Here is an 11,267-nt window from a genome sequence, read left to right on the forward strand (position 1 = left end):
TCACCTCCTGACCCGTCGGTACAGGGTAGGCGGCGACGTCACACCACCGTGTCGTCCTCCCGGAACACCAGACCCAGCTGATCGGCGGCTTCGGCGAGGACGCCCTGCACCGCGAGGGTGTCGTCGAGGGGCATCACGGCGCTCTCGGTCGCCCCCTCGCGGAGACGGTCGGTGACCTCGGTGAGCTCGTGGAAGTAGCCGGCGCCGGTGGCGGGGAGCTCGATCCGCTCGCCCGGGTCGTCCGTGTCGTGGTGCAGCACGATCGTGCTCGGGTGGTGGAAGCGGGGGAGCACGTCGATCCAGCCGGTCGTGCCGAACACCCGGGCCTGCCCCGGCGACGGGCTGTGGAACGAGGTCTGCAGGGTCGCGAACCGGCCGTCGTCCCACGACAGCAGCATGGCGCCGTCGGCGTCGACGCCGGTGGTCTCGCGCGAGGCGACGGCGGTGACGCGGTCCGGCGTGCCGAGCACCATCTGCGCGAACGACACGGGATAGACGCCGAGGTCGAGCAGCGCGCCGCCGCCGAGCTCCGGGGCGAACAGCCGGTCGGTCGGGTCCACGTCGCGGACCGTGCCGAGGTCGGCCTGCACCGAGCGCGGTTCGCCGATGGCGCCCTGCGCGATCAGCTCGCGCAGGCGCACGACGACCGGTTGGAAACGCGTCCACATCGCCTCCATGGCGAAGACGCCCTGGGTGCGCGCGGTGTCGACCACCCGCCACGCCCCGGCCAGCGTCGCGGTGAACGTCTTCTCGACCAGCACCCCCTTGCCGGCCTCCAGGCACGCGACCGCGAGCGCCGCGTGCTGGGGATGCGGGGTGGCGAGGTAGACGACGTCGACGTCCGGGTCGTCGACGAGCTCGCGGTACGAGCCGTGGGCGCGGGCGTTCGGCGCGCCGTGGGTCTCCGCGAAGGCGCGGGCGCGCTCGGCCGAGCGCGACCCGACCGCCGCGAGCGTCGCGCCCTCGACCAGGGTCAGGTCCTCGGCGACCTTCTCGGCGATGCGGCCGGGCCCGGCGATGCCCCAGCGGATGTCCTGCATGGGGTCACTGTGTCAGCAGGCCGGAACCCGGCGTCACGGTGTCACGGTCCGGTCACGATCCCGCGGGCGCCAGCAGGTCGACGTCCTTCGCCGTGCCCGACACCACCAGCTCGCCGTCCTCGGCCCGCAGCTCCGTCGCCGTGATCGAGAACGGCAGCCGGCCGGGGTCGACGCTGGTGGAGAAGCCGGAGAGCCGCTGGCGCAGCGCCTGGGACGCGGCCTGACCGGCCTGCCCCTGCCCGCCCTCGGCGCGGATGTCCCGGGCCCGCAGCGTGATGCGCCCGCCGGACAGGCTGAACGACGCCACCACGGACACCTGCACCTGCTGGCCGCTGACGGTCGTCGTCGACGTCAGCAGCACCGACGACGCCGGGTCCACGTTCGCGAGGGCGCTGCTGCTGCCCGAGGCCCCCGAGTCGTCGGCCTCGGCCTCGCTGCGCCGCTGCTCGAGGTCGGCGGCGGTGAGCGGGGCGACGGTCAGCTCGCCGACGTCGAGCAGGCGGGCGAGGTCGGCCGGGTTCACGCGCGCCGAGGCGGTGACCTGCTCGGCGGGGATGCGGCGCACCTGACCGTTCACGAGGTTCTCCAGGGGCAGCGACACCCCGGACAGGTCGGCGGTCAGCGTGAGGTCCTGCAGCTGCCCGTAGCGGATGCCGGGCGCGGAGAGCCCCACGTCGTCGTACCGGCCGGCGAGGGCCTGGGTGAGGAACGGGAAGCCGCGGATGCTGACGTCGGGTTGGTTCGGCAGCGACAGCGAGTCCTGCAGCGCCGCGGCGACGCGGTCCTCGGCGATCCACCGGGCGCCGAAGTCGATGCCCACCACCACCGCGACGACGACCAGCAGGCTGATGAGGCATCCACGCACGCGGCCACGGTGTCATCGACGCGGACCGTGACGACGGCCGGGGACCGGCCGGACGACGGACGCCGGCCGACCCGTGGGGCCGGCCGGCGTCGTCACTCCGGTACGGAGGAGGGGCGGAGGATACGGGATTCGAACCCGTGAGGGGTGTTGCCCCAACACGATTTCCAATCGTGCGCCTTAGGCCGCTCGGCCAATCCTCCGCGGGAGACGATACAGCCCCGGCCTGCGCCGACCCGGGGGCCGGGGGCCGCCCGACGGCTCCGTTACAGTGGGCGGCGGACCCCGCGCGGCGTCCATCCTGTGAACTCCCCCAGGGCCGGAAGGCAGCAAGGGTCAGCGGGCTCTGGCGGGTGCGCGGGGTCCCCTTTTCTCCCCTTCCGGGTCTGTCGGACCGCCCGCGTAGCCTCGGCTCGTGGCCGGGACACGGAGCGCAGCGGAGCTGGACCGATGAGTCTGGCGCTCTACCGCAGGTACCGGCCGGCGACGTTCGCCGAGCTCGTCGGGCAGGAGCACGTCACCGAGCCCCTGCGCACGGCGCTGAGCGCCGGCCGCATCAACCACGCGTACCTCTTCTCCGGGCCCCGCGGCTGCGGCAAGACCTCCAGCGCGCGCATCCTCGCCCGCTCGCTCAACTGCGAGCAGGGCCCGACGCCCGACCCGTGCGGGGTCTGCGAGTCGTGCATCGCGCTGGCCCCGAACGGCCCGGGCTCGCTCGACGTCACCGAGATGGACGCGGCGAGCCACAACGGCGTCGACGACGCCCGCGAGCTGCGCGACCGCGCGCACTTCGCGCCGGTGAGCTCCCGCTACCGCGTCTTCATCATCGACGAGGCGCACATGGTGACGACGGCGGCGTTCAACGCGCTGCTCAAGGTCGTCGAGGAGCCGCCCGACCACCTGATCTTCATCTTCGCGACCACCGAGCCGGAGAAGGTGCTGACCACCATCCGGTCGCGCACCCACCACTACCCGTTCCGGCTCCTGCCGCCGAGCACGCTGCGCGGCCTGCTCGAGCGCATCTGCACCGACGAGGGCGTGACCGTCGAGCCGGCGGTCTACCCGCTCGTGGTCCGCGCCGGCGGGGGCTCGGCCCGCGACTCGCTCTCGGTGCTCGACCAGCTCCTGGCCGGCGCCGACGACGCCGGCGTCACCTACGCGCACGCCGTCGGGCTGCTCGGGGTCACCGACGTCGCGATCCTCGACGACGTCGTCGACGCCCTCGGCGCGCAGGACGGGCCCGCGGTGTTCGGGGCGGTCGACCGTCTCGTCGAGGCGGGGCACGACCCGCGGCGCTTCGCGGCCGATCTCCTGCAGCGCCTGCGTGACCTCATCCTCACCCACGCCGTGCCGGACGCCGGCGAGCGCGGGCTGGTCGACGTGCCGGCCGACGAGATGGACCGGATGGTCGACCAGGCGCAGCGCCTCGGCCCGGCCGCGCTCGCCCGGCACGCCGAGCTGGTGCACACCGCGCTCACCGAGATGCGCGGGGCCACCGCACCGCGGCTGCTGCTCGAGCTGGTGTGCGCCCGCATGCTGCTGCCGGCGGCCTCGTCCACCGACGCGGCGATGGTGCAGCGCCTCGAGGGCGTGGAGCGGCGCCTGGCGCTCGGAGCGTCCGGCGCACCCGACGGGGGTGCGGGCGACGAGTCGGCCCAGCGGTTCACCCGGCCCTCGCAGCGCTCCGGCGACGAGGCCCCCGCGCGCGAGCTCGACGCCACCGTCGAACCGCCCGGCGACCGCGGGACGGCCACGGTCGAGGCCCGCGACGAGCCACCGCGTGACACGCCGGCGCCCGCGCCGCAGCCGGCTCGGGAGCAGTCGCCCCCGCCGGCTCGTCCGCCGCGCGAGGAGCCGCGGCGTGAGACTCCGCCGCGCGAGGAGCCGCGGCGCGAGCAGGCACCGGCCGCGCCCGAGCGGCCGGCGGCGGGTGCCGTCGACGCCGCCGCGCTGCGCCGGGTGTGGCCCGAGGTGATGAACCAGGTCCGCGAGCGCAACAAGCCCACCCACGCGCTGCTGCAGAACGCGACGGTCACGGCGGTCGAGGGCACCACGGTCACCCTCGGCATGCCGACGCCGCCACTGGCGCGCCAGCTCTCCCAGCCCAACCGGGCCGACCACGTGGCGGCGGCGCTCGGGGTCGTGCTGTCGGGGCAGTGGACCGTGCAGGCGGTGCACGGCACCGGCGGGGACGGCGGATCCGGTGCGGGTGGGGGACGTCCGGAGCCCCCGCCGCGCCAGCGTCCGGAGCCGCCGCGGCGCCCGGAGCGTCCGGAGCGTCCCCGGCGCGAGGAGGCCGCGGCGCCGGAGCGGCCCGCCGAGCCGCCCCGGGAACAGGCGCGGGAGTCGGCGCGGGAGTCGGCGCCCCGCGAGGTCCGCCGACCGAGCCGGGAGCCCTCGGACGTTCCGCCTCCGCCGGAGCCGCCGCCCGAGGACGGCGACGTCACCGAGGAGGACATGTACAACGAGGCGGCCGCGGACCCCGGTGGCGCCGGCGGCGGCCCGCGCGTCGACCCGGAGGAGGCGGCCATGGAGCTGCTGACCTCCCAGCTCGGCGCCCGGCGCGTCGAGGGTCGTTAGGCGACCGCCGGCGGGTTGAGCCGGGCGAAGCCCTCCTGGCGCTCGTACGGGAAGTGCGGGTAGGGCGCGGGGCGACGGCTGACCGCGTCGAGCCGGGCGAGCTGGTCGGCGTCGAGCTCCCAGCCGACGGCGCCGAGGTTCTGCTCGAGCTGGGCGAGGTCGCGGGCCCCGACGATCACGGAGCTCACCGTCGGGCGGGTCGTCAGCCAGTTCAGGGCGATCTGCGGCACGGTCCGGCCGGTCTCGGCGCTGATCCGGTCGAGGACGTCGACGACGTCCCCGAGCAGCTGGTCGTCGACCGGCGGGCCGGCGGCCGCGGTGGTGTGCAGCCGGCTCCCGGCCGGGAGCGGGGCGCCGCGGCGTACGCGGCCGGTGAGCCGGCCCCACCCGAGCGGGCTCCAGACCAGCGCCCCGACGCCCTCCTCGGCGGCGAGGGGCATGAGGTCCCACTCGTAGTCCCGCCCGATCAGCGAGTAGTAGACCTGGTGGGCCACGAAGCGGGGCCATCCGTGCTGGTCGGCGCGCTCCAGGGCCCGCATGAGCTGCCACCCGGAGTAGTTGGAGACGCCGACGTAGCGGATCACCCCGTCGTCCACGAGCCGGTCGAGGGTCGACAGGACCTCGTCGACGGGGGTCGCGGCGTCGTAGGCGTGGAGCTGGAACAGGTCGATGTGGTCGGTGCCCAGCCGCCGCAGCGCGTCGTGCACGGCGCGCCGGAGGTGCTGGCGGGAGGTGCCGGCCTCGTTCGGGCCGGGTCCGGTCGGCAGCGCGGCCTTGGTCGAGATCAGCACCTCGTCCCGGCGGTGTGCCACTGCGGCGCCCAGGACCTCCTCGGAGGCGCCCTCGGAGTAGACGTCGGCGGTGTCGAACAGCGTGACCCCGGCGTCGAGGCACCGGTCGACGATCTCCCGCGCGTCCGCGACGTCGGTCGAGCCCCAGGCCCCGAAGAGCTCGCCCCGCCCGCCGAAGGTGCCGGCACCGAAGCCCAGCACCGGCACGCGCAGTCCACTGCGTCCCAGCGTCCGGTGTTCCATGGTCCCTCCATTAACGGTTCTGTGGTTCCGTTAAGGACCGTAGCACAAACGGAACCGGAGACCCGATAAGCTGTCGTGGTGCCAGGAGCCGACGTCCGCCCGGGTGGCCGGGCCGCGCGCGTCCGGGCCGCGCTGCTCGACGCGGCGGCCGAGGCGCTCGTCGACGGCGGGCCGGCCGGGATCGACCTCGCCGAGCTCTCCCGCCGGGCCGGGATCGGCAAGACCACCGTCTACCGGCGATGGGGCACCGTCGCCGCGGTCGTCACCGACCTGGTCGCCGACATGGCCGCGACGTCGCTGCCCCGGGCCGACACCGGCACCCTGGACGGGGACCTCGCGGCCAACGCCGACCTGGTCCGGACGACCCTCGCCGATCCCCGGCAGGGCCCGCTCTTCGCCGCGCTCATCGCGGCGGCGACCGCCGATCCCGAGACCGCCGCGGCGCTGCGCCGGTTCTACGACGCCCGGATCGCCGCGTGGAGCCCGTGTGTCGTGGACGCGGTCGCGCGGGGTGAGCTGCCCCGCGGGACCGATCCGTCGGCGGTCGTCCGGGCGGTGTCCGCGCCGCTGTACTACCAGCTGCTCACCCGGGGCGAGGTGCCCGCGGAGGACGACGCCCGCCGTGCCGCGGGGGCGGCGGCCGCGGCCGCGCGCGCCGGGGTGTTCACCGTGTAGGACCCGGGGTCGTCGATGTGCTCCCCCGCGGCACGGGCACGGGGCGGTGCGCCGGGTCGAGCAGCCGCACCCCCAGCACCGCCAGCGCGACGGCGAGGACGACGGCGACCGCGACCGGGCCGTCGAGGAACACGGTCTCGCCGAACCACGCGGCGCCGATCGTCGTCGCGACCAGCGGGTCGACGAGCAGGATCGTCGTCACCACGGGGCCCGCGCGACGGGCGCGCGCGAGGGCGCGCTGGCTCAGGGCGAAGGCGCCGGGCCCGACCAGCACGAGCAGGGCGCCGGCGAGGACCAGCTGCGGGTCGGTGAGCGCGCCGCCGGGATCGCGGCTCAGGGCCCGGACGACCAGGGCGAGCAACGCGGCCGCGAGCCCGTAGCCGGCGCCGCAGGTCAGCGCGAGGCCGAGGGCGCCCGGCGGGCCGGGACGTCGTCGCGCCACCACCAGCCCCGCGACGGCGACCACGCCGACCCCGGCGAGACCCGCGAGCACGGGCCCTGCGGTCAGGTCGACGGTCGTGGCGCTCGTCGTCACCGGCCCGAGGAGCAGGGCCAGGAGCAGCGGCCCGGCCACCGCGAGCACCACACCGAGGACCACGCCGGGCCCGGGGACGCGGCGGGCGAGCAGCGCCTCGCCGACCGCGGCCCAGGCGACCGCCGTCGCGAGCAGCGCCTGCACCACGGCGACGGTCCCGTCGGCGAGCGCGGCGGCCTGCAGCAGGCTCGCGAGCACCGACGCGCCGGTCCCCGCGAGCCACCAGGGTCGTCGCAGCAGGCGGCCGTCCGCACCGCCGAGCTCGTGCGCCGCCCGTTGCTGGGCGACCACCGCCGAGCCGCCCGCCACGGCCGAGGCGACGGCGAGGACCTCGGCGAGCACGGCCCGCTCACCCCGCCGCCGCGAGCGCCGGCTCGTCGAGGGGCAGGCCGGCGTGGCGGGCGACGACGGCCGAGGCGTCGCGCTCCTCGGTCCACCACGGCCGGGACGGGCGGCGCCGCCGGGGACCGGCGCCGTGACGGTCGACGGCCGCGGCCAGCTCGTCGGGCCCGCGCACCCACGGGGCGAGCCCGGCGGCGTCGAGCACCGCGGCGTTGGCGCGCCCGTGCCCGGGGATCGGGCGGTAGGTCAGCGTCGGCAGCCCGGCGACCAGGGCCTCGGTGCAGGAGAGCCCGCCGGCGTTGTGCACGAGCACGTCGGCGGCGGCCATCAGCTCGGGCATGTCGTCGCGCCAGCCCAGCGTCACGACCCGGTCGCGGCCCGCGAGCCGGGTCCGGAGCGCGGAGTTCCGCCCGCACGCGACCACCGCCCACGCGTGCGGGTGGCGGCCCAGAGCGTCGACGGCCTCCTCGACGTCGCCCATGCCGAGCGAGCCGGAGACGAGCAGGGCGACCGGCACGTCGTCGGGGAGCCCGAGCTCGCGGCGCACCCGCGGCCGGGTCCTGCCGGGCAGGGGCCGGGAGAACCGCGGCGCACAGAGGGCGCCGACGCTGCGCAGCGCGACCCCGTAGCGCGCGCCGTCCGCGGCGGTCGCGTCCGTGACCGTCAGGTGGTCGTCCAGGCCGGGGTGGCACCAGAGGCGGTGGGCGGCGGGGTCGGTGAGGAACGCCAGGGCCGGCACGCCGAGGCGTCCGTCGGCGCGCAAGCGGCCGAGGGTCTGCCCGGCCAGCGGGTAGGTGGTGACGACGGCGTCGACCCCGGTGGCCAGCGCGAGCACCGGGCGTTCGGCGGCGCGGATCAGGCGCTGCGTGACGAGGCTGGCGGGGCGCCCGGGGTGCTCGAGGTCGGTGAAGATGCGGTCGAACAGCGCGGGCGTGTAGTGCACGGACGGGGCGTAGAGGTCGCGCAGCGCGCGCCGGCCCCAGGTGGGGAGCAGGTCGGTCCAGTCCACGACGTGCGCGGCGAGGCCGCGGCGGTCGAGCCGGCGCACCAGCTCGCGCGCCGCGCCGTCGTGGCCCTGACCGATCGACGCGCTGAGCACCAGGACCCGGGGTCGCGAGAACACGCCGCCACTCCATCCGAGCCGGCGGGGCGGGAAGTGAACGCGCGGTGAGCGTCGCCGGGAGATCGGATGGCCGCTCGGTCCTCAGTGGCGCAGCGCACGACCCAGGAAGGCGACGGCGCGGGGGTAGGCGTCGAGGCGGTTGACCCGCTTCGCCAGCCCGTGTCCCTCGTCGTCGTAGACCACCATCTCGACCTCGACGCCGTTGCCGCGCACTGCCGCGGCGACCTGCTCGGCCTCCGAGAGCGGCACCCGCGGGTCGTTGGCGCCGTGGATGACGAACAGCGGCGCCCGCACGTCGCCGATGCGGTTGAGCGGCGAGGCGCGCTCGAGGAACTCGCGGTCGCGCTCGAGCGACCCGTACTCGCGCTCGCGGTGCGCGCGGCGGTAGGCCGAGGTGTTCTCGAGGAAGGTCACGAGCGACGAGATGCCGACGATGTCGACGCCCGCGGCCCACAGCCCGGGCTGGAACGCGAGGCCGGCGAGCACCATGTAGCCGCCGTACGACCCGCCCCACAGGGCCGCCCGCGCGGGGTCGAGCCCGAGGCGGGGCAGGTACGCGTGCAGCGCGGCGAGGTCGGCGACCGAGTCGAGCCGGCGATCGACGTCGTCGAGGGAGTACCAGCGCTTGCCGTAGCCCACCGAGCCGCGGACGTTCGGCACCAGCACGGTGTGCCCGTCGCCGACGAGCGCCTGCACGATCGCGGAGAACGAGCGCACCGACTGCCCCTCGGGGCCGCCGTGCACGATCGTCACGCTCGACCCCGACGGGGTCTCCGGCGCGTACACGAAGCACGGCACCGTCTCGCCGTCGGGCGTCGGCACGCCGTGGCTGGTGGGGGAGACGAACGCCAGGTCCGCGAGCGGCTCGCGCGACGACGCGACGACCGCCGCCCGACCGCGCTCGGCGTCGACGAGGACGACGTCGGCCGGGGTCGCCGGGTCGGTCCACGTGATCGCGAGGCCGGTCGCGTCGGGCGACCAGCGGGGCACCGTCAGGAAGTCGGCGACGCCGTCGCGCAGGCCCGGGGGCAGGGCGACGTCGCGCAGGAAGGTGCCGTCGGTGGCGTGGATCGCGAGCCGGCTGGCGCCGTCCTCGTCGGTGATCGCGAGGATCCGCTCGCCGTCGGGCGAGAGGCGGCCGGCGACGTCGTGGGCATCGTCGACGATCAGCCAGGTCAGGGTGCCGGTGACGACGTCGAGGTGGGCGACACCGAGGTGGTCGCGCCCGGAGTCGGAGGTGACGATCGCGGCCTCGCCACCGGGGAGCCACTGCAGTCCGCCGTAGCGAGCGTGCTCGTCGGCGTCGGTGAGCTCGGTCGTCGTGTCGCCGACCAGCAGCAGGATCTGCGAGCTGAGCGCGGGGCGGCCGGGGCGCGTCATCAGCGCCTTCGTGCCGTCGTGGCTGACCGCGGCGGCGCCGACCATCCCGCCACCGTCGTAGAGCACGGACTCCGAGCCGTCGTCGATGCGGCGGACGACGAGGTCGAAGTCGACGCCGTTGCGTCGGTTCGTCGTGTAGACGACCTCGCCGGTCGGCAGGACCTCGACGAGCCCGTGGATGTGGTCCGGGTCGTGCACGAGCGGGGTGAGGGCGTCCTCGCCGACCGGTGCGGTGACCGCGTCCGGGTCGAGCAGCGAGAGCTGGGCGCGCTCGTTGCCGCCCGCGTCGTGGGAGACGACGACCAGGCGCCGGCCCGGGACGTAGCGCCCGTGCACCGCCCCGTCGAGCTTCGTCAGCGGCACCTGGGCCCCGGTGGGCCGCAGCTCGACGAGCTGGACCGAGCCCGACGCGTCGTGGCCGGCGAGGATGCGTCCCTCCGCGTCGACGTCGAAGGCGCGCCAGGTGGTGGCGTCGAGGAGGCGGTGCAGCAGCGTCTCGGTCATCGCGCCCAGCGTGCCCGGTCGGCGGGCCGCGGCGCGCAACGAGGGCGCGGTTACTGTGGTGACATGCAACCCGGCCAGAGTCCCGAAGGCATGGACATGGGCGCCCTGCTGCAGCAGGCGCAGGCGATGCAGGAGCAGCTGATGTCCGCCCAGGCCGAGCTGGCCGAGGCCGAGGTCACCGGGCAGGCGGGCAACGGCCTGGTCACCGTCACGCAGACGGCCACCGGCGAGGTCCGCTCCGTGCGCATCGACCCGAAGGTCGTCGACCCCGACGACGTCGAGACGCTGCAGGACCTGATCGTCGGCGCGATCTCTGACGCCGCCCAGGCCGCCGCGGCCCTGCAGGCGGAGAAGATGGGCCCGCTCGCCGGCGGGCTCGGGGACATGGGCGGCGGGCTGGGCCTGCCCGGGCAGTAGGGACACGTAGCGGAGCGGAGCTGGACCCAGACAGGAGGGCCTCGTGTTCGAGGGGCCGGTCCAGGACCTCATCGACGAGCTCGGGCGCCTGCCCGGCATCGGGCCGAAGAGCGCTCAGCGCATCGCGTTCCACCTCCTCGCCACCGAGGAGGCCGACGTCACGCGCCTGCAGGAGGCCCTGCAGAAGGTGAAGGTCGGCGTCGTGTTCTGCGACGTCTGCGGCAACGTGTCCGAGCAGCCCCGCTGCCGGATCTGCAGCGACGCCCGCCGCGACGCGACGCTCGTGTGCGTCGTCGAGGAGCCCAAGGACGTCCTCGCCGTCGAGCGCACCCGCGAGTTCCGGGGGCGGTACCACGTGCTGGGCGGGGCGCTCGACCCGCTCTCGGGCATCGGGCCCGACCAGCTGCGTGTCCGCGAGCTCCTCACCCGCATCGGCGGCGCGGGCGACGAACCCGAGATCGCCGAGGTCATCCTCGCCATGGATCCGAACACCGAGGGCGAGGCCACTGCGACCTATCTCGTGCGGCTCCTGCGCGACTTCCCGGGCCTGACCGTCACCAAGCTGGCGTCGGGCCTGCCCATGGGCGGCGACCTCGAGTTCGCCGACGAGCTCACGCTCGGCCGGGCCCTCGCAGGCCGCCGCGCCCTCTAGTACTACAGCCTGAGTTGTAGTCGTCCGGCTCGGGTGCGGTAGTGGCATGCGCGGGCTCGGGCTTGGTGGCGTCGTCGCCAGAGTGACCAGGTCAAGATGCTGGTCAGGCAGCGGGTCGGGGTC

General features: G+C 75.7%; 10 protein-coding genes, 1 tRNA gene and 1 other RNA gene. 5 read left to right on the plus strand and 7 right to left on the minus strand.

Going from position 1 to position 11,267, the window contains the following annotated elements:
- Positions 1-38: 38 nt before the first annotated feature.
- From QSK03_RS14415 to QSK03_RS14425, 3 genes are all read right to left on the minus strand, one after another.
- On the minus strand, positions 39-1,040 hold the full coding sequence (locus tag QSK03_RS14415; RefSeq protein ID WP_285653144.1) for a Gfo/Idh/MocA family protein: 1,002 nt from the start codon (positions 1,038-1,040) through the stop codon (positions 39-41).
- Between the two features lie 52 nt (positions 1,041-1,092).
- Entirely contained in the window at positions 1,093-1,905 is an 813-nt protein-coding gene (locus tag QSK03_RS14420) for an LmeA family phospholipid-binding protein (RefSeq protein WP_285653146.1), read from the minus strand.
- A gap of 114 nt (positions 1,906-2,019) precedes the next feature.
- A tRNA-Ser gene (locus QSK03_RS14425) sits at positions 2,020-2,105 on the minus strand.
- 74 nt (positions 2,106-2,179) lie between these two features.
- On the opposite strand from QSK03_RS14425, the gene ffs reads away from it, so the two are divergent.
- Together ffs and QSK03_RS14435 are read left to right on the plus strand one after the other, a co-directional pair.
- Positions 2,180-2,274: signal recognition particle sRNA small type (gene ffs, locus QSK03_RS14430), an RNA gene on the plus strand.
- Between the two features lie 78 nt (positions 2,275-2,352).
- On the plus strand, positions 2,353-4,482 hold the full coding sequence (locus QSK03_RS14435) for a DNA polymerase III subunit gamma and tau (RefSeq protein ID WP_285653149.1): 2,130 nt from the start codon (positions 2,353-2,355) through the stop codon (positions 4,480-4,482).
- On the opposite strand, the gene QSK03_RS14440 is transcribed toward QSK03_RS14435, so the two are convergent.
- Complete coding sequence (locus QSK03_RS14440) at positions 4,479-5,516, minus strand: aldo/keto reductase (RefSeq protein WP_285653151.1); 1,038 nt, start codon at positions 5,514-5,516, stop codon at positions 4,479-4,481. The genes QSK03_RS14435 and QSK03_RS14440 overlap by 4 nt on opposite strands.
- A 78-nt stretch (positions 5,517-5,594) precedes the next feature.
- Between QSK03_RS14440 and QSK03_RS14445 the strand changes: the two genes are divergently transcribed.
- Positions 5,595-6,191: a TetR-like C-terminal domain-containing protein gene (locus tag QSK03_RS14445; protein WP_285653154.1), complete on the plus strand. Its 597-nt coding sequence runs from the start codon at positions 5,595-5,597 to the stop codon at positions 6,189-6,191.
- Here the strand turns inward: QSK03_RS14445 and QSK03_RS14450 are convergent.
- From QSK03_RS14450 to QSK03_RS14460, 3 genes are all read right to left on the minus strand, one after another.
- Positions 6,181-7,068, minus strand: coding sequence for a DMT family protein (locus QSK03_RS14450; protein WP_285653157.1), 888 nt, complete (start codon positions 7,066-7,068; stop codon positions 6,181-6,183). The two genes, QSK03_RS14445 and QSK03_RS14450, sit on opposite strands and share 11 nt — an antisense overlap.
- Before the next feature lie 7 nt (positions 7,069-7,075).
- On the minus strand, positions 7,076-8,191 hold the full coding sequence (locus QSK03_RS14455) for an MGDG synthase family glycosyltransferase (protein WP_285653160.1): 1,116 nt from the start codon (positions 8,189-8,191) through the stop codon (positions 7,076-7,078).
- A gap of 81 nt (positions 8,192-8,272) precedes the next feature.
- Complete coding sequence (locus QSK03_RS14460; RefSeq protein ID WP_285653163.1) at positions 8,273-10,075, minus strand: S9 family peptidase; 1,803 nt, start codon at positions 10,073-10,075, stop codon at positions 8,273-8,275.
- A gap of 63 nt (positions 10,076-10,138) precedes the next feature.
- Between QSK03_RS14460 and QSK03_RS14465 the strand changes: the two genes are divergently transcribed.
- Together QSK03_RS14465 and recR are read left to right on the plus strand one after the other, a co-directional pair.
- Entirely contained in the window at positions 10,139-10,492 is a 354-nt protein-coding gene (locus QSK03_RS14465) for a YbaB/EbfC family nucleoid-associated protein (RefSeq protein ID WP_285653166.1), read from the plus strand.
- Positions 10,493-10,535: 43 nt separating this feature from the next.
- A complete protein-coding gene (recR, locus tag QSK03_RS14470; RefSeq protein WP_285653168.1) occupies positions 10,536-11,144 on the plus strand; it encodes a recombination mediator RecR in 609 nt (202 codons plus the stop codon).
- Positions 11,145-11,267: the final 123 nt, after the last annotated feature.

The sequence above is a fragment of the Actinomycetospora sp. NBRC 106375 genome (genome assembly GCF_030269665.1).
Lineage (GTDB): Bacteria > Actinomycetota > Actinomycetes > Mycobacteriales > Pseudonocardiaceae > Actinomycetospora.

What these genes read in the sequence shown, in the direction of transcription:
- QSK03_RS14415 (WP_285653144.1), bottom strand. Translation starts at nt 1,040, where the DNA reads ATGCAGGACATCCGCTGGGGCATCGCCGGGCCCGGCCGCATCGCCGAG.
- QSK03_RS14435 (WP_285653149.1), top strand. Translation starts at nt 2,353, where the DNA reads ATGAGTCTGGCGCTCTACCGCAGGTACCGGCCGGCGACGTTCGCCGAG.
- QSK03_RS14440 (WP_285653151.1), bottom strand. Translation starts at nt 5,516, where the DNA reads ATGGAACACCGGACGCTGGGACGCAGTGGACTGCGCGTGCCGGTGCTG.
- QSK03_RS14460 (WP_285653163.1), bottom strand. Translation starts at nt 10,075, where the DNA reads ATGACCGAGACGCTGCTGCACCGCCTCCTCGACGCCACCACCTGGCGC.
- QSK03_RS14465 (WP_285653166.1), top strand. Translation starts at nt 10,139, where the DNA reads ATGCAACCCGGCCAGAGTCCCGAAGGCATGGACATGGGCGCCCTGCTG.